This window comes from Vibrio sp. THAF64 (assembly GCF_009363455.1).
Taxonomy (GTDB): Bacteria; Pseudomonadota; Gammaproteobacteria; order Enterobacterales; family Vibrionaceae; genus Vibrio; species Vibrio coralliilyticus.
Window position 1 is genome coordinate 3,091,851 of record NZ_CP045355.1, and the last position, 17,023, is coordinate 3,108,873.

The following is a 17,023-nucleotide window of genomic DNA, read 5'->3' on the forward strand; positions in this document are numbered from 1 at the left end:
CAAGTCAGATGCGCAGCTTATTAGGGCAGTCGCAAAGCCGGGCATCGAGTTCCAAGACGCCACCCATGAATCTATGGGTGACTTATTACAGAGTCGATCAAGGAGGATGTATGCCTCGTACGGTGAATCCACAAGACTTCAACGACAAACGAAAGGAAGTCCCAGATAACGAATACGCACGTACTATACCGTGCAATCATGTCAGCTTATCCGCGCCGTTTCATTGGCTGTCACTCGGCTTGCACGACTTTGTGCGTATGCCGTTGATCAGTGCCTTTTACGGTTTGTGTTTCATGGCGGCAGCTATTGGTATTGTGCTGCTAGTTCAATGGCAAGGCACACACTTAGTCGTCATGCCAAGTTTAGTCGTCTATATGCTAATTGGTCCCTTCTTAGCGCTAGGGCTTTATGATGCCAGTTGGGAGCGGGAAAAGGGCCATCACGCCAGCTTACTTCACTCAATGAAAGCCATTGGGCGTAACTCTTCATCACAATGGGCGTTTGCTGTCATGCTCGCCGTGTGTATGATTTTCTGGATGCGTATCGCTGCGTTACTTCATGCGTTATACCCTTCGGTTCAGGGCGCCCCAATAACAGATTTCCTTCCATTCCTTGTTATCGGCTCTTTGGTCGGCATGGTACTGGCTGCAATTGTGTTTAGTATTTCTGCTTTCTCCATCCCACTTATGATGGAGCGACGCGTTGATATGATGACCGCTGTGTTTACCAGCTTTAACGCCGTCAAATCAAATATTCCAGCGATGATAGTATGGGCAGCCGTGATCTGTGGCGGTATCTTAATTGGCTTTGCGACTTACGGAATCGGCATGTTGTTTACTATGCCAATTCTTGGCTACGGTACTTGGCACGCTTATCATGAAACCATCAAGAAAAAGCACCATTAGCACCAACGTCTAATCCGGTATATGATTCGCCCCTTGTCTAAGGGGCGAATTTTTTGGAGATGAATTTGGATACAGAGCTTAGCTATCGCGCACAACAAGTGGTCGCTCGCTATATCGTAACGGCTCAACATGCTTTTCAGCGCTCATTTTCTTTCCCTTCTATCAGCTACAAACTGAGAGGTAAAGCGGCGGGCAAAGCCTACCTCCAACTCAATGAGATTCGCCTCAATCCCGTTTTATTTACCGAAAATCAGCAAGCGTTTTTCGATGAAGTCATCCCGCATGAAATCGCACATTTGATCACTTATCAGGTCTATGGTCGAGTCAGACCTCACGGTAAAGAATGGCAATCGATCATGGAAAGCGTATTTGGCGTCCCTGCTCGTACTACGCACAGTTTTGAAATTACTTCCGTACAAGGGAAAACCTTCGAGTACCGCTGTGGGTGCCAGCTCTACCCACTGACTATCAGACGTCACAATAAAGTCCTGCGTCATCAAAGCAGCTACCGATGCCAGAGCTGTCAGCAAACCCTTGTGTTTACGGGTAAGCAGCTCTCATAACTCAGTGAGCCATTAATAAGTTTCACTGACAAATGCATGCTAGACTGCGATAAGTCATACTTTTCTAATACTTATCGACATGAAACTTCGTGCATTTTTTGTTTACTTCACTGTACTTATTAGTTCATTTCAGGTGCTCTCTGCGCCTCCCTCTTCATTTTCGAAAGCCAAGAAAGAAGCACTAAAGATATATTCCGATCACCCCACCAGCTTTTACTGTGGATGTGATATCACCTGGCAGGGAAAGAAAGGTATTCCCGATTTAAAGTCATGTGGTTACGCCGTGAGAAAACAGCAAAAACGTGCTTCAAGAATCGAATGGGAGCATGTTGTTCCCGCTTGGCAGTTTGGCCACCAACGACAATGTTGGCAGTCTGGAGGACGAAAAAACTGCACCAAAAATGACACCGTATTTCGTTCAATGGAAGCCGATCTACATAACCTCACCCCCGCTATCGGTGAAGTAAACGGCGATCGCTCGAATTACAACTTCAGCCAGTGGAATGGGATGGATGGCGTGACGTATGGCCAATGCGAAATGCAGGTCAACTTTAAGCAACGGAGAGTCATGCCACCAGACCGCGCCAGAGGTTCCATTGCCCGAACCTATCTGTACATGAGTCAGGAATATGGATTCAAGCTATCGAAGCAACAAAGCCAACTCATGACAGCTTGGAATAAACTCTATCCTGTCGACACATGGGAATGTGAACGTGAGCGTCGAATCTTCAAGATTCAGGGCAATCATAACCCTTTCGTTTTCAAGGCATGTCAGGCTCTGTAATTGCCCCTTATGAATTGTAGCGATATGTACAGCCTGCCCCTTGTTTTTTAGGCATAAAGCATCCATGTTAGGAGTTCATTCTCAATTATCTGGCCGGATACAAAGCTGATGCGAATTCCTCGAATTTATCACCCTGAACCTATAACCCAACTTGGCAGTTTAGCGCTTAGCGAAGATGCAGCCGGCCATGTAGGAAGAGTCTTGCGGATGAAGGTTGGACAAGAAGTGTTGCTTTTTGATGGCTATGGGGCCGAGTTTCCAGCCGTAATTGAAGAAGTCAGCAAAAAGTCCGTCACGGTGAATATCACTGAACGTGTTGAACGCAGCAGCGAGTCACCACTGGACCTGCATTTAGGTCAGGTCATTTCTCGCGGGGAAAAGATGGAGTTCACCATTCAGAAGTCCGTAGAGCTGGGCGTTAATACCATTACCCCACTGATTTCTGAGCGTTGTGGCGTCAAGCTAGATCAAAAACGTTTTGAGAAAAAGCTCGCCCAATGGCAGAAAGTTGCCATCAGCGCTTGCGAGCAAAGTGGACGCAATATCGTTCCGCAGATTCGCCCTATCATGCAGTTAGATGAGTGGTGTGCAGAAGATTATGATGGCCTTAAACTCAACCTTCACCCCAGAGCAAAATACTCAATCAATACGCTGCCAGCTCCGGTCGAGAAAGTTCGCCTGTTGATCGGCCCCGAAGGTGGCTTGTCCGCAGAAGAGATCGAGAAAACCCGAGAATATCAATTTGAAGAGACTCTGCTAGGCCCACGCGTATTACGCACAGAGACAGCAGCTCTTACCGCAATTACTGCCCTTCAAGTTCGCTTTGGCGACCTTGGTTAAACGGAGAAAAACCATGATCAAATTAGGTATCGTGATGGACCCTATCGAGTCCATCAACATCAAGAAAGACTCTAGCTTTGCCATGATGCTTGAAGCGCAGCGCCGCGGCTACGAAATCCACTACATGGAAATGCATGATCTGCACTTAGACCAAGGTGTCGCTGTTGCAGACACCAAAGTGGTGGAACTCAAAGAAGATCCAACAGGCTGGTTCCAGTTTAAGTCAGAGCAAACTATTGAGCTGTCAGAGCTTGATGCGGTATTGATGCGTAAAGATCCTCCGTTCGATACTGAGTATATCTACGCGACCTACATTCTTGAACGAGCAGAAGAGAAAGGCACGTTAATCGTCAACAAACCTCAGAGCCTGCGTGACTGTAACGAAAAGCTGTTCACAGCCTGGTTCCCAGAACTCACCCCAACCACAATCGTGACCCGCAAAGCAGAGAAGATTAAACAATTCCGCGAACAGCACGGAGATGTGATCTTAAAACCGCTAGATGGCATGGGTGGTGCATCTATTTTCCGAGTCAAAGACAACGATCCAAATGTTTCTGTGATTATCGAAACCCTGACTAACCACGGCCAAAACTATGCGATGGCACAAACATTCGTTCCTGACATCAGCAACGGCGACAAGCGAATTCTGGTCGTGGACGGCGAAGCGATGCCTTACTGCCTGGCACGTATTCCGGCAAAAGGTGAAACTCGCGGCAACCTTGCGGCAGGTGGTACAGGTGAAGCCCGACCACTGAGCGAAACAGATAAACAGATCGCAGCGGCTGTAGCGCCTACACTTAAGGAAAAAGGTTTGATCTTTGTAGGCTTAGACGTCATTGGTGACAAGTTAACTGAGATAAATGTAACCAGCCCAACCTGTATTCGCGAAATCGAGGCTGCATTTGATATCTCAATTACGGGTAAATTGATGGATGCGATAGAGCGTCGACTCAACAAGCAGTAATTTACTCACATGATCATTGGGCGATAACTTGTCGCCCACTTTACGCTGGAGTAACTATGAATTTAACCAACCACTTTTTAGTTGCGATGCCGGGGATGAAAGATCCCTACTTCCAACGCAGCGTTATCTACGTATGTGAACACAATGATGATGGCGCGATGGGTTTAATGATTAATGCTCCAATCGACATCACAGTAGGTAAAATGCTCAAGCAGGTCGACGTTGAAGCGACTCAACCTCAACTCAAAGTCGGTAGCCTTGAGAAACCGGTACTCAATGGCGGCCCGGTTTCAGGAGATCGAGGATTTATTCTTCACCAGCCGAAAGATCATTATGAATCCAGCATTCAGATGACTGACTGTATCTCCGTTACGACGTCAAAGGACATACTCGCGGTTCTCGGTACAGAAGCCGAACCACCGGAGTACATTGTTGCATTAGGTTATTCTGGTTGGGAAGCGGGCCAATTAGAGATTGAGCTTTCTGAAAACTCTTGGCTAACGATTGAAGCCGACCCTGATGTCATGTTTAACACACCGATCAATGAACGTTGGCAAAAAGCCGTGCAGATGCTTGGCATCAACGCGTCTCAACTGTCCAGTGATATTGGTCATGCATAACCTCCCCATTAAAATTTATGTCTAGAACAATTATGGCTTTTGACTTCGGCACTAAAAGTATTGGCAGTGCCATTGGTCAGGAGATTACAGGCACGGCATCACCGCTGAAAGCCTTTAAAGCCAACGATGGCATTCCCAACTGGGACGATATTGAAAAGCAGATCAAAGAATGGCAACCAAACCTACTGGTTGTCGGCCTGCCAACGGACCTTCACGGCAAAGATTTGGAAACGATTACTCCTAGAGCGAAAAAGTTTGCTAATCGTCTTCACGGCCGTTTCGGCCTTCCTGTCGAACTGCACGATGAGCGCTTATCCACTACAGAAGCTCGCTCAGAGCTGTTCAGTATGGGCGGCTACAAGGCGCTCAGCAAAGGGAATGTCGACTGCCAATCAGCGGTCGTTATCCTTGAAAGCTGGTTTGAAGCTCAATACGGCTAAGCGAAAAAACAGAAAGGGTTGGCACATTGCGCCAACCCCTTATATTTCAGTGCCACAAATAGACCACGATAGAAAATATTCACACGCCCCAAACGGCGAAGAGCAATCTCTAATCCATATCAATCTTCACATCTGCCAGCGCACCACCACCGAAGCTTTCACCTCGTTGAGTTTTAAGCATGATACGCAGATCATTGGCTGAATCTGCACTGTGCAGCGCATCTTCTTCAGTAATTTTGTCATTCACCACCAGTTGGTAAAGCGCCTGATCAAACGTCTGCATACCAATTTCCTGGGATTTCGCCATGGTTGATTTGAGTTCATGCAGATCACCGCGTCGAATGAGATCCGATACACGTGGACTGTTAAGTAGAATTTCAAATACGCCATGACGACCTTGGCCGTCTTTATCTCGGATCAACTGCTGGCCGATAACACCTTTGAGGTTCATGGAGAGATCAAACAGGAACTGCTCTTTTTGCTCTTTCGGTACAAGGTGTAGGATCCTTTCCAAAGCTTGGTTAGCATTATTGGCGTGCAACGTCGCCATACACAGATGCCCCGTTTCGGCGAATGTCATCGCGTACTCCATGGTCTCTCGCGAGCGGATCTCACCGATCAAAATCATATCAGGAGCCTGACGCAAAGAGTTCTTCAGTGCAACTTCATAACTTTCTGTGTCTAAGCCAACCTCACGTTGCGTGACGATGCATTTCTGATGTTCGTGGACAAATTCAATCGGATCTTCGACTGTCAGAATATGACCGCTACGCTCAGTATTTCGATAGCCGGTCATCGCCGCCATAGTGGTCGACTTACCGGAACCTGTTGCACCCACCACTAGCACCAAGCCGCGCTTGGCGATGGAAAGATCTTTCAGAGTTTCAGGCAGTTTTAAGTCATCAAATGTGGGTATGGTGGTTTCGATTCGACGAATCACCGCACCGGGTAATTCTCGCTGATAGAAAGCAGAAACACGAAAACGACCAAAATCCCGCATTACGGCAAAGTTCGCTTCTCGACTGTGGCTATAGTCATTCTGGCGCTCTTCATCCATGGTGCTGTGGAGTAGCGTCAGCACTTCGGCTTCCGATAAGTTCTCTCCATGCGGCTTCAACTCACCATCAACACGATAAAGTATCGGCGCACCAACAGTGATGTATAAGTCTGACGCTTTCTCAGCCAGCATGCCTTGCAGATAAGGATTGATATCCATCATGACCTCTCTCAGAACAGACCTTGCTCAACTTCGATTTTTTTCGACACTTCTTCTGCATCAACCAGACCTTGAGCAATCAACTGTTTCGAATGCTGCTCCATGGTTTGCATACCATGCGCTGCACCAGTCTGAATCACAGACTGCATTTGCGCGACTTTGTCTTCGCGGATCAAGTTGCGAATAGCAGGCGTTGCCATCATGATTTCATGACAAGCGGTTCTCCCGCCGCCAATGCGCTTGAGTAATTTCTGCGCAATAACCGCACGCAGAGACTCAGAGAGCATGGAACGCACCATGCCTTTATCGCTACCTGGGAAAACATCAATGATACGGTCGATCGTTTTCGCCGCCGAACTGGTGTGCAAAGTACCAAATACCAAGTGGCCAGTTTCAGCAGCGGTCAGCGCTAGACTGATCGTTTCCTGATCGCGTAACTCACCAACTAAAATGACATCGGGATCTTCACGCAATGCACTGCGCAGCGCGTTATTAAAACTATGGGTGTCATTGTGAACTTCACGCTGGTTGATCAGACATTTGTTATTCGTGTGCACAAACTCAATCGGATCTTCAATAGTCAGGATATGCTTATTGTGGTGACGATTAATATGATCCACCATTGCCGCCAAAGTAGTCGATTTACCTGAGCCCGTTGGCCCAGTGACCAAGATTAATCCTTTCTCCATATTGGCGATATTTTCAAAGATCGACGGCGCTTCTAGCTGCTCTAAAGTCGGGATATCGGTTGGAATGGTACGAAATACGGCCGCACAACCACGAGATTGGTTAAAAGCGTTGACCCTAAAACGGCCAACGTCCGGAAGTGCAAAAGAAAAGTCAACTTCAAGACGTTCTTCAAATTCGCTACGCTGAGCATCGTTCATAATTTCAAACACCAAACGATGCACTTCGGAATGGTTGAACGCTGGTACGCCAAGCTTTCTTACTTCACCATCAATGCGTACCATGGGAGATACACCAGCAGAAAGATGTAGATCTGAAGCATTATGCTTTACACTAAAATCCAGTAATTCAGCGATATCCATTTAAAATCCTTAATAAAGTTAGCTATGAGTAGTATTCAACAAAACATTGAACAGATCACCTCACAGATTGAAGCGGCACAACAAAAGTGTGGACGCCCTCTAGGCTCAGTGCAACTTCTGGCGGTGAGTAAGACCAAACCGTTCGACGCGATTTTAGAAGCAGCTCGCGCCGGTCAAGTCGCTTTTGGCGAGAATTACGTGCAGGAAGGCGTTGATAAAGTTGCGTATTTCGCTGAAAACCACCCTGAATTAACCCTAGAATGGCACTTTATTGGTCCAATTCAGTCCAACAAAACACGCCATGTTGCGGAGAGCTTTGCCTGGGTGCATACCGTTGATCGCGCTAAGATTGCCCAGCGATTAAATGATCAAAGGCCGCAAGAAATGGCGCCGCTGCAAGTTCTTATTCAGGTCAATACCAGCAGTGAAAGCTCTAAATCTGGCGCCAGTGATGACGAAATCTTTGCTTTGGCAGAGTTGATTTCTTCTTTGCCAAACCTCACGTTAAGAGGATTGATGTCAATCCCGGCCAACGTTTCAGACTATCAGTCTCAGCTTGCGGCATTTAGCCATTTGGCAGAGCTGAAAAACCGATTGGCGCAACGTTACCCAGAGCTCAATCTCGATACGCTTTCGATGGGCATGAGTGGCGATATGGAAGCCGCAATTGAAGCGGGAACGACTATGGTCCGAATTGGCACCGCTATTTTCGGTGCTCGCGACTACAGCAATAAAGCTTAATCAGCAATAACAGGAAGAACACAATCAATGGAACACAAGAAAATTGCCTTTATCGGCGCAGGTAACATGGTCAAGGCTATCGTCTCTGGTCTAGTATCAGGAGGTTATCCTGCTGCCATGATCACAGCGACAGCCCCATCTGAGACTCGACGCCTGCCGTTGGAGCAAGACTATTCCATTAAGACCACCAGCGACAATATAGCCGCAGCCAGCGAGGCGGACGTGGTCGTCCTTTCTGTGAAACCGCAAATGATGGAAGAGGTATGTAAACCACTTCAATCCATCGACTGGTCAGGCAAACTGGTCATTTCCATTGCTGCAGGTATCAGTAGCCAACGCCTATGTGAAATGCTGAATCACAACCTAAAAATCGTTCGCGTTATGCCAAACACGCCTTCTCAACTAGGTTTGGGAATGAGTGGTCTGTATGCTCCATCGCACGTTTCACAGCAAGATAAAGCCTTTGCAGCTGAACTAATGGAGTCATGCGGCAAAGTTTGTTGGGTAGAGCAAGAATCCGGCATCAACAGCATCATTGCAGCTGCTGGCAGCGCTCCGGCCTACTTCTTCCGCTTTATGGAAGCGATGCAAGCTGAAGCCATTGCCCAAGGTTTTGATAAAGAGACGGCTCGCCTTTTAGTGCAACAATCAGCCTTAGGTGCAGCAAGCATGGTCGTCGGCAACCCAGAGACAGAACTATCTACACTGCGCGAAAACGTCACCTCAAAAGGCGGTACAACGGCGGAAGCGTTACGCACATTCAACGAACACCAACTTTCAGATATAGTAGCGAAAGCGATGCAAGCCGCAGTAGCTCGTGCTGAAGAAATGGAAAAACAGTTTTAATTAGATTGAGCCTTGGCTCTACGAAGTAAGGGTAACCTATGAATTCAATGAGTTTTCTGATTTCCACCCTGTTTGATCTCTACATCATGGTGGTGATCTTGCGGATTTGGCTGCAAGCTGCGCGTGCAGACTTCTACAACCCATTCTCACAATTTATTGTCAAAGCGACTCAGCCAGTGATTGCACCGCTGCGCAGGGTTGTACCTTCAATAGGCAGTATCGATTTGGCGACAGTACTGTTTGCTTACGTGCTGTGTGTGCTGAAGTTTGTCGCTTTGATTCTGGTTGCCTCCGGCGGCTCTGTGTCATTCAGTGCAGAGTTCTTCTTCCTTGGCCTGCTATCACTGATTAAAGCAGCTGGTGGCTTACTGTTCTGGGTCCTGCTTATCCGCGCCATTCTGAGCTGGGTCAGCCAAGGACGTAGCCCGATTGAATATGTCTTCCATCAGCTTACCGAGCCTATGTTGGCGCCTATCCGCCGCGTGATTCCGGCAATGGGCGGGTTCGATCTTAGCGTACTGGTCCTGTTTATTGCCCTTCAGTTTGCAAACTTCCTGATGGGCGACATGATTGGCCCTGTCTGGTTCCAGTTATAATGGCAAAAGCTGCTTGGTTAGAAGGTGATGACGTTCTACTCAGGCTCTACATTCAGCCCAAGGCAAGCAGAGATAAGCTGATTGGTCTGCATGGTGATGAAATCAAAATCGCAATTACCGCCCCGCCTGTGGACGGAAAAGCCAACGCTCACTTAAGTAAATACCTGTCCAAACAGTTCAAAGTAGCAAAAGGGCTAATCACCATAGAGAAAGGGGAACTCGGGCGACATAAACAAGTCAGAATCCAGTCCCCAGCTCATATCCCCGAAACAATAAAGGCCATCTTGTGATGGCCTTTATTAAACTTCAAGTAATTGTTTTATAATAAAAATAAAATACACACGACCACAAAGTGCCCACAGGTAACAATTTAAACTCTGGATTGTACTTATCACATCAAAAACCAATACAACTTCATGACAGCCCCTTACAGCTCACCACGGAGCACCCATAATCACTAAAAGTACAGTGAAACCGCACATTGCTCTGGATTTGTGTATAGAGTCACATAGAAAAGGATGACAATTTCTCAAGCAAACTTTATAACCTGTGCAACGTTATGCAATTGAGGTAATACAATGGCTAGGTTAGGAATTTGTCAGATCAATAACCTTAAACTAAGTGAAAAGAGTCGACGTTCAGTCGCTGATATAAAAGAGGTGATGAAGTCAGGAAATTTGCTTTCCGGAGCTTTGGCAGCAACGCCTTTCTACTATATCTTTGGTACTCCAAGTGTTACGAACAGTGCTTTTGAAACAATGATAACAATCAGAGAAACTGATTGGGACACGTTCGGCAAGGCAATGATGGCTTCCGGCCAGTACACTAGGAACACGATTTTTAAGATTGCTTATGAAAGGGAAATTTACTCTAGGGGCGATGAACGGAGATTTTGGAACTGTGTTAGTGAATTATCTAAATAAAGCTCTTATTGCTACGGTTCTGCTGACTGGGTGCTCTTACTCTATGGCTGATAGCAAACTTGCAGAGAAACAATGGTTAGAACAATTTGATTATTGTGAAAGCCTATCAGAGCAAAACAAAGCCCCATTTCCAAAATCGGAGTGGTTTCAATCTTTGTCTTTTGAAGATAAAAAATCTGTAGTTGGATACATCGCAAACTACAACGATAGACAATGTATGAAAGAGCAAACAGCCGAGTTCAAAAGAGTTCTAGAAGAAGAAAACAATCAAAAGCTTCTTCAATTCTATTCAGTTGACCTGACTCCATTGGATGAGATAGCAGATGATCGTATGGATGGAATAGATAGAAACAAATTGATGGCATTACAGCAGCAGTTTAGTGCTCCATTTAACCTACGTTTTGTTATAGAAGAGCAAAACTTATACCCTCCTAAATAACTAACTAAGGCTCAGCAATGAGCCCTTTTTATACATCTAAACATTTGAAAATAAAGAATATAAGAAAAACACTGCCCACATTTTTACCACAGAAGCACTCTCCTTAATGTGTAACTATCACATTTACTAACTTTCGTATTCCATTAGTAAATGCGCATCAAGCATAGAAACTTCGACTTTATGTATACTTGAATGCTTACTTAATCAGTTGCGTGAAGGCATGAAATGCTACAGATCTGTTCTGGAAAAATGTTCCAAAGGGAAGTCGAATATCGAAATAACTTGCGAGGGGTACTATATACAAACCTGAGACTAAATCGCGAAACGAAAATTTGCACCTCTGCAGGTTCAATTTTGGCCACATCAAGCATAGGAGAACTTTCCAACGCCTTGGTTTACGAGCTAGAGGAGCTGATTGAGAGCAATGGACAAGGTCCAGGCACACTGATTTCCCACAACATAGACACATATGCCAATGACTTTTCAGCAATCATATCTTTCGCACTCAATTGCACAGCATCTCCTAGTTATACGCTTACAGATCGACTACTAGGCAATAAGCGAGGTTTATCTACTTACATTTCTCCTAGACAAGCCGTGGCAAAAGTATTTGATAAAGATGTGTATTGCACCCCAAACGATGAAGAATATTTAGTCAAATTTACAAAACAGTTAATCGGTTTAGAAAGAAGTACTTATCTAGCAGTCATGGGGGCAATACGCACTTATGTAACAGGAATGCACCGCTTAGCAGAAGACTATGAACTTGCCTACACTTTGCTTGTTGCATCAATTGAATCTCTAGCACAAACCTTTGATGGTCATCAATCTACGTGGCAAGACTATGACCAAAACAAACGAAGAATCATCGACTCGGCACTTTCAGAGGCAGGAACTGACACTACTTCGAAAGTCAGGGATGCAATTCTGAGTATCGAGCACACATCGCTGGGTCGCCGCTTCAAAGACTTCTCCATAAACCACATATCAAAGTCATTCTATCGTGAAGAAGCAGCTGGAATTGAAAGCCCTATATCTAGATATGACCTTCCCAAAGCTTTGGCAAATGCCTATCAGGCTCGCTCTCAATATATTCACAAGCTAAGAAAACTCCCTAACCAGTTAACAACTCTTAACTCACATACAGAAACCTGTCGAATAGACAATAAAACATGGCTCACGATTCAAGGCCTTTCTCGACTCGCTAGACATGTGATTACTGATTTTATGATGAACCAACCCACCGTTGAAAAAGAAAATTATGATTACTCTCTTGAAAGGTCAGGGATTGTTCAAATGAAATTGGCACCGGAATATTGGGTACATAAAATCCACTTTTTCCACGGCGCTGGAAGTATGAAATTAGAAGGTTTTCTATCACAGCTAGCTAACCGAATGACTACTGGCTCTGCAGCCACACTAACCGATTTGACAGAATTGCTCACAGCTCTTGAAAAGCAAATAGACAAGCTAAAAAAAGAGGATAAACAGGCATTTACCGCTCTCTACATAATATTTAATGGCTTGGATTCGCAAGAACAAAAATTGAAGAACTCTACTAGCTTTATTCGACGCCACCAAGAGCAACTTATAAAGCCATCCTCAGAATCATTAATTGTTAACCTGCTCTTTGGTGTAACTCCAGATTGGACATTAGAGGAACATCACCAGTGTTTAGTCGATTACTTTAAGAAAAGAGACAACAAGCTAAAGTTTCGATGCCCGACGTTATTTGAAACAGGGCTTATACTCGAACTTGCTGAGCGGTATCGCTTAGCCGGAAGTTTGGAAACTGCGATATCCTTAATCAACATGGCGGTTGAGAACCACCCTGCTCATGTTCACTTAAGAAACTTTGAAGCTAAATTTCTTGATGAAGAAAAGAACATAAATTGGAGAAACATACTGCTGCCAACTGAAGAAGATTAATACTGGCCGCTAAATATTACTACTCTAGTACTTTTGAGCTATTCTTAATTTAGTCAGATACTTAGTTCCTTCGTGAAGTATCTGACTTAGACTTTACTACTCAATGTTCGCCCAGATTCTGGGCGCCTTTTTAAGCACCCTACTAAGGGCATTAGAGCCAATAATGATCATCTATTTAGAATTGATTTTAGTAGTAACTCCGTTGTTTATATTGCTGCTATTTGCCAAGGGGTGGATAGCTAGCAATACAGCAAAATTGATTACGTCTCTGGCTTTATTGGCTTTGAGCTCAGAGCTACTGTATAGCTGTTTTGCAGTTCTCGGCCTTATAGACATTGATATACAGCAAAGTACTCTCTTTATAGGAACAGAGATGTGGAACGTTGTTCTGGGTCCAGCGCTATTTTTGTTCTACATCTATGTACTAACTGAACTGACAATAATTAAACCAAAGAAGCAAGGAAGCTCTCATTAGCTAGGGGCTTTGGTTTCCAAACGTGTTAGACGCTCATCCATTTTCTCCATCATGATGCGCAGCCACTTCACTTCCGTTTTCAGTGTGACGCCAACGCCAACCCCACTGGATAAGGCGCTGACAGCCGCCACAATTAAGGTCTGATACTCCTGCATTAACAGAACTCATTACGGAAAGTTTCCCATAGCCCCATCGCTACCGGAATGGCCGTGCCGATAAGGCCACCGTACTGCACCCCTTCAGCGGTAATACTCGCGGTAATCAGTTCAGGATGACCAGCAGCCAGAGCCACACCCGCCCCCAGTAAGGCGATCCCTTTTTTAGTTGAAGGTTGGTCTAAGTCGATGTTCAATGTGTTCTTCAATAGTGCTTTCATAGCAATTTGTTCCTTTTCAAAGTTTGAATGGCATAGGCGGCCAATACGCCGCCTATGACCGTGATGGCAATTTTCTTTACGTCTGCTTTGCTCATGCCATGGCAACCCCTTCCCGCGCCATGTTGATACCGTAGTAGTTGCCGACTTCCTTACGGCTCATCGCATGCAGCAGCTTGGCTAACTGCTCTTGGTTGTTCACATCCACAAGCTGGTTAGCCCCAATCCCTGACCACTGGCTGACATGTTTGACGTACAGGTCTGTGTCGTTCTCGCTTGGCGGTGCAAAGCGGTGAATCATTTGGGTCAGCGTCTTGTACCCTTGGCGTTCATAGCTTCGAAGGATGCGCGCCGCCGCTCGAAAGCCATAAACAGGGTGTGTGAACTCTTCAAATGACTTGTCGATATCAAGGGCGCTTTCCCCTTTCCATTCGGTGCGGTCGCCCTCCGATTCTCGGATGTTCAGCGGGTTGTTGTTACGAACGCCGCGCGGTAGTGATGCTCGGTAGGTCATATAGCCTATTCCCCCTAAAACGATGATTGATGCAATAACGGTTTTCGACACCATGGCAAACCTCCCGTGTTAGCGGAATTTCTCCCATTCAGTGTCGCTCCCATTAGGTTTTGGCATGGCCGTTTCGTGCTTATCCTTGGTCGGGTAGAAATCAGCGCCATCCACTCGAAAGCCTTCCAGATACACCCCTGCATCCACACGTATCCCTTGATTAGGGAAGCGGGGAAAGACTTTGATTTCATTAACAGGTGGGATGTCCACCATCATCGAGTCTTGCGTGTATTCGTAAGTGACATTGCCCCCGCGAAGCCAAACCACCATGCCACTCATCAAATCGCAGTTCCGAATCCGAGCCACAAACGGGATATAGTTGGGCGTGAACATGTTGCACACCACTTCGGTATAAGGCTGCACTTTCACATCACACGTGACGTATTTCAGCGCCAGCGTGGCACCTCCTACCGTGTCCATGCCCGTTGAACCGTCTTCATGCTTAATGCCGTTTTTGTCCTTGTCTGGCTCAGAGCGAAAAATCTGCAAGTGGTTCAGACGCGCCGCACTGGGTGCAGGGATGAACACCGGATAGAACTTCTCCCAGACACCGCCCACCAAAATGGTCTTGGTTTCGGCACGCACAAAACGGTTGGCAAGGTCGCCCGTTAAACTGTCGAGCAGCTTGCGGGTTTCAGTGACCAGCTCCCCGACTTGTGAAAAATCATTTGTCATTGTTATTCACCAATTCAGTGGCTTGATGGCGCGCCAGAGCGACCACCATCGAGCCCATTTGAACCTGATTGTTCATCAGGTGTTGAATCAAACTCATCGACTCCGCTTGAGCGGGTGCTAAGTTTTCCAGTATTTCCGCCAGCGCATCCTTTGAGCTTTCAGCGCGGCGAGGAAAGAAGCCACTCATTGGCGTACCTCCATCACCGCGAGCGTCACAGGGGTTTCGCTGTTGTTGTAGGCCCACAAATCCCCACTGCCATTGATAGTCAGCCCCGCCGGATTGCGGCGATTCCCCATCACAGGCAAACCCACATCAGGGGCGACATTTACATCGCCTATCATGGCTTCGCCTTCGACCTGGCTAATGTTCTGGATGAGTACTTCCACCCGCAGACCATTGGCCGGAACCAGCAGCGCCTTTTCACCCCGCGCTATCGTGATGTGCGGCGCCGTAGCAAATTCTTGAGGCGCTTTGGTTTCGGTCGCGGCCGTGCCAGAGCCCGAAGGTTTGAGGTCACGGCGGGTAAATTGGTATTCCACCGTGACCACAAGATGGTGCGGGTTCTCTACATTGATTTTCTTAAACGGGCTAATGTCGAGCCTGTCGCCGCCTTCCACACGGATACGCTCGCCGCTGTCGCTCACTACCCAGATATAACGGGTAGCCGAGCGCACAATCAGAAAGCGGTCATTGCCTACCGAGTGTTGGCGGATTTCTTTGGGTTGTAACGTTAGGTTGCTCATCAGCTCTCCTTTAGTGCGACGACGGTAACCGCCAGCCCCAGAACAATCGCCACCGCAATGGTGACTTTTCGCATGTCGCTCGCGCTGCCTGTCTGACTGCGTGATGCGGTTTCTTCAGCCATCGCAATGGCTGCTCGGGCACTGGTTCCGGATTGCTCCGCCATGGATTTCACTGCCGAAATCGCCTCTTCACTGCTCTTTCGCATAGTGTCCAATGAGCGAAGATTGACTTCGCTGTTTGCGGCCATCGAGTCACGGCCAAAGATGAGCGCTTTTTCTATCGCGTTCTCATTCGATGCCATGGCGGCTTTGGTGACACTTTCATTCGTCTTCACCGCCTCTCGGCTAAGCTCGTTCGCCTCTTTGATGGCGGCGACATTGCTATCGAGTGCTTTGGTTGTGACCGTAGCGGCCGCTTTCACGGCACCGTGGTCGGTGGCTTTGATGTTGACCGTGGAGCCATTGACCCCACTTAACAGCACACCAAGGTTGTCACCGCTCACCGCATTGGTGCCGCTGACGTTGGTGGTGGTGGTCGTGTTGGTGCTATTGCTGCTGCCGCCCTTACCCATGCGCACCTCCAAGGTCTAACTGGTAACGCTGCTCGGTCTGGCTGATTTGCTTGTCCAGCTCAAAGCCAAAGCCCGATAAGATACGCCCCATTCCTTTGCGGTAGGTGTGATAGGTAATCGACTGATAACCCATCGCCACACATCGCTCGATAATCAAAGGCGCGGCTTGGTTTAGTCCTTTCCCCACCATGGCGTTGATGTGGTAAGCGTCACCAGTGACACGCCCTACAAAGCGAAGTAATACCCCTTTGGACTTGATGAGGTACATTGACGCCCTACCGGACTTCACCCCATCCACCATGTCGAGCCATTCCGCCTTGGCACTGTCTGAACCATTGAAGGCGGGTTTAAGCTCGTTTAGGTGGTAAGCCAAGTCTTTACGAGTCGTATCTAAGTACGTGATGGTTACTGCTTGATGAGCCATAGCACTGCCCCCGTTCCCAACACTGCCCATGGCAACCATGACGACGGACCGCCGCCAAAGTTGATAGAGCCGTTGCGAATACCACCAATAGAATTGCGCGCCGTGGCGGTGGACGGTCCCGCCATGCCACCACTGGCGCTGATTGGCATTGAGCCCGAATTACTCAGGCCGCCGATGGATGGGATCATTTTGCCCCCTTAGTGAAGTGGTAAGCGGCGTAGCAGCCGCCCCCAATCACTGCCAGTTTGACGAACTTGCCTGCGCCAGAGCCGGACCAAAATCCCGCTCCAAAGCCCAGACCACCCGCGATAATGGGTACTAACATGACTGGCATGATGCC

Annotated in this window: 25 protein-coding genes; 13 read left to right on the plus strand and 12 right to left on the minus strand. The window is 47.2% G+C overall.

The window, feature by feature from the left end; genetic code table 11:
* Window positions 1–110: 110 nt before the first annotated feature.
* The 7 genes from FIU99_RS14295 to ruvX all read left to right on the plus strand — a co-directional run bounded on the left by FIU99_RS14295 (window position 111) and on the right by ruvX (window position 5,116).
* On the plus strand, window positions 111–905 hold the full coding sequence (locus FIU99_RS14295) for a DUF2189 domain-containing protein (RefSeq protein ID WP_006958244.1): 795 nt from the start codon (window positions 111–113) through the stop codon (window positions 903–905).
* A 65-nt stretch (window positions 906–970) separates the two neighbouring features.
* Window positions 971–1,468, plus strand: coding sequence for a SprT family zinc-dependent metalloprotease (locus FIU99_RS14300; RefSeq protein ID WP_006958245.1), 498 nt, complete (start codon window positions 971–973; stop codon window positions 1,466–1,468).
* Window positions 1,469–1,547: 79 nt separating this feature from the next.
* Complete coding sequence (gene endA / locus FIU99_RS14305) at window positions 1,548–2,252, plus strand: deoxyribonuclease I (protein WP_152472318.1); 705 nt, start codon at window positions 1,548–1,550, stop codon at window positions 2,250–2,252.
* 108 nt (window positions 2,253–2,360) lie between these two features.
* A complete protein-coding gene (rsmE, locus tag FIU99_RS14310) occupies window positions 2,361–3,092 on the plus strand; it encodes a 16S rRNA (uracil(1498)-N(3))-methyltransferase (protein WP_038509531.1) in 732 nt (243 codons plus the stop codon).
* 13 nt (window positions 3,093–3,105) lie between these two features.
* Complete coding sequence (gene gshB, locus FIU99_RS14315) at window positions 3,106–4,056, plus strand: glutathione synthase (protein ID WP_006958250.1); 951 nt, start codon at window positions 3,106–3,108, stop codon at window positions 4,054–4,056.
* A 56-nt stretch (window positions 4,057–4,112) separates the two neighbouring features.
* Window positions 4,113–4,676 carry a YqgE/AlgH family protein gene (locus FIU99_RS14320; protein ID WP_006958253.1) on the plus strand — a complete coding sequence of 188 codons (564 nt, stop codon included), beginning with the start codon at window positions 4,113–4,115 and terminating at the stop codon, window positions 4,674–4,676.
* A gap of 17 nt (window positions 4,677–4,693) precedes the next feature.
* On the plus strand, window positions 4,694–5,116 hold the full coding sequence (gene ruvX, locus FIU99_RS14325; RefSeq protein WP_029236265.1) for a Holliday junction resolvase RuvX: 423 nt from the start codon (window positions 4,694–4,696) through the stop codon (window positions 5,114–5,116).
* Window positions 5,117–5,225: 109 nt separating this feature from the next.
* Here the strand turns inward: ruvX and FIU99_RS14330 are convergent, their stop codons facing one another.
* Together FIU99_RS14330 and FIU99_RS14335 are read right to left on the minus strand one after the other, a co-directional pair.
* Window positions 5,226–6,332: a PilT/PilU family type 4a pilus ATPase gene (locus tag FIU99_RS14330; RefSeq protein ID WP_039951288.1), complete on the minus strand. Its 1,107-nt coding sequence runs from the start codon at window positions 6,330–6,332 to the stop codon at window positions 5,226–5,228.
* Between the two features lie 11 nt (window positions 6,333–6,343).
* Window positions 6,344–7,381 (minus strand): type IV pilus twitching motility protein PilT, encoded by a 1,038-nt coding sequence (locus FIU99_RS14335; protein ID WP_006958261.1) that lies wholly within the window; start codon window positions 7,379–7,381, stop codon window positions 6,344–6,346.
* Between the two features lie 24 nt (window positions 7,382–7,405).
* On the opposite strand from FIU99_RS14335, the gene FIU99_RS14340 reads away from it, so the two are divergent.
* The 6 genes from FIU99_RS14340 to FIU99_RS14370 all read left to right on the plus strand — a co-directional run bounded on the left by FIU99_RS14340 (window position 7,406) and on the right by FIU99_RS14370 (window position 12,855).
* Window positions 7,406–8,122 (plus strand): YggS family pyridoxal phosphate-dependent enzyme, encoded by a 717-nt coding sequence (locus FIU99_RS14340; RefSeq protein ID WP_006958262.1) that lies wholly within the window; start codon window positions 7,406–7,408, stop codon window positions 8,120–8,122.
* A 27-nt stretch (window positions 8,123–8,149) separates the two neighbouring features.
* The gene (proC, locus tag FIU99_RS14345; protein ID WP_006958263.1) at window positions 8,150–8,968 is read left to right on the plus strand and encodes a pyrroline-5-carboxylate reductase; all 819 of its coding nucleotides are present in this window, start codon (window positions 8,150–8,152) and stop codon (window positions 8,966–8,968) included.
* 38 nt (window positions 8,969–9,006) lie between these two features.
* On the plus strand, window positions 9,007–9,564 hold the full coding sequence (locus tag FIU99_RS14350; protein ID WP_006958264.1) for a YggT family protein: 558 nt from the start codon (window positions 9,007–9,009) through the stop codon (window positions 9,562–9,564).
* Entirely contained in the window at window positions 9,564–9,854 is a 291-nt protein-coding gene (gene yggU, locus FIU99_RS14355; RefSeq protein ID WP_006958267.1) for a DUF167 family protein YggU, read from the plus strand. Before FIU99_RS14350 ends, yggU begins: the two co-directional genes overlap by 1 nt.
* Before the next feature lie 562 nt (window positions 9,855–10,416).
* Window positions 10,417–10,926 carry a hypothetical protein gene (locus FIU99_RS14365; RefSeq protein ID WP_242704145.1) on the plus strand — a complete coding sequence of 170 codons (510 nt, stop codon included), beginning with the start codon at window positions 10,417–10,419 and terminating at the stop codon, window positions 10,924–10,926.
* A 354-nt stretch (window positions 10,927–11,280) separates the two neighbouring features.
* A complete protein-coding gene (locus tag FIU99_RS14370; protein ID WP_253899444.1) occupies window positions 11,281–12,855 on the plus strand; it encodes a hypothetical protein in 1,575 nt (524 codons plus the stop codon).
* Between the two features lie 471 nt (window positions 12,856–13,326).
* Here the strand turns inward: FIU99_RS14370 and FIU99_RS27365 are convergent, their stop codons facing one another.
* The 10 genes from FIU99_RS27365 to FIU99_RS27370 form a co-directional block, all read right to left on the minus strand.
* Window positions 13,327–13,485 carry a hypothetical protein gene (locus tag FIU99_RS27365; RefSeq protein ID WP_172974065.1) on the minus strand — a complete coding sequence of 53 codons (159 nt, stop codon included), beginning with the start codon at window positions 13,483–13,485 and terminating at the stop codon, window positions 13,327–13,329.
* Window positions 13,485–13,706: a hypothetical protein gene (locus tag FIU99_RS14375; RefSeq protein ID WP_152472320.1), complete on the minus strand. Its 222-nt coding sequence runs from the start codon at window positions 13,704–13,706 to the stop codon at window positions 13,485–13,487. The genes FIU99_RS27365 and FIU99_RS14375 overlap by 1 nt, the downstream gene beginning before the upstream one ends.
* Window positions 13,707–13,797: 91 nt before the next feature.
* On the minus strand, window positions 13,798–14,217 hold the full coding sequence (locus FIU99_RS14380) for a virion protein (protein WP_152472403.1): 420 nt from the start codon (window positions 14,215–14,217) through the stop codon (window positions 13,798–13,800).
* A 69-nt stretch (window positions 14,218–14,286) separates the two neighbouring features.
* Window positions 14,287–14,943, minus strand: a complete 657-nt coding sequence (locus tag FIU99_RS14385; protein ID WP_152472321.1) for a hypothetical protein — start codon at window positions 14,941–14,943, stop codon at window positions 14,287–14,289.
* Window positions 14,933–15,130 (minus strand): hypothetical protein, encoded by a 198-nt coding sequence (locus FIU99_RS14390; protein WP_038513683.1) that lies wholly within the window; start codon window positions 15,128–15,130, stop codon window positions 14,933–14,935. Before FIU99_RS14390 ends, FIU99_RS14385 begins: the two co-directional genes overlap by 11 nt.
* Window positions 15,127–15,687, minus strand: a complete 561-nt coding sequence (locus tag FIU99_RS14395; RefSeq protein WP_152472322.1) for a hypothetical protein — start codon at window positions 15,685–15,687, stop codon at window positions 15,127–15,129. Before FIU99_RS14395 ends, FIU99_RS14390 begins: the two co-directional genes overlap by 4 nt.
* Window positions 15,687–16,259: a hypothetical protein gene (locus FIU99_RS14400; RefSeq protein ID WP_095573554.1), complete on the minus strand. Its 573-nt coding sequence runs from the start codon at window positions 16,257–16,259 to the stop codon at window positions 15,687–15,689. Before FIU99_RS14400 ends, FIU99_RS14395 begins: the two co-directional genes overlap by 1 nt.
* Window positions 16,252–16,683 (minus strand): hypothetical protein, encoded by a 432-nt coding sequence (locus FIU99_RS14405; protein ID WP_152472323.1) that lies wholly within the window; start codon window positions 16,681–16,683, stop codon window positions 16,252–16,254. The genes FIU99_RS14400 and FIU99_RS14405 overlap by 8 nt, the downstream gene beginning before the upstream one ends.
* The gene (locus FIU99_RS27525; protein WP_152472324.1) at window positions 16,665–16,871 is read right to left on the minus strand and encodes a hypothetical protein; all 207 of its coding nucleotides are present in this window, start codon (window positions 16,869–16,871) and stop codon (window positions 16,665–16,667) included. Before FIU99_RS27525 ends, FIU99_RS14405 begins: the two co-directional genes overlap by 19 nt.
* A complete protein-coding gene (locus tag FIU99_RS27370) occupies window positions 16,868–17,017 on the minus strand; it encodes a hypothetical protein (protein ID WP_021458726.1) in 150 nt (49 codons plus the stop codon). The genes FIU99_RS27525 and FIU99_RS27370 overlap by 4 nt, the downstream gene beginning before the upstream one ends.
* Window positions 17,018–17,023 lie beyond the last annotated feature (6 nt).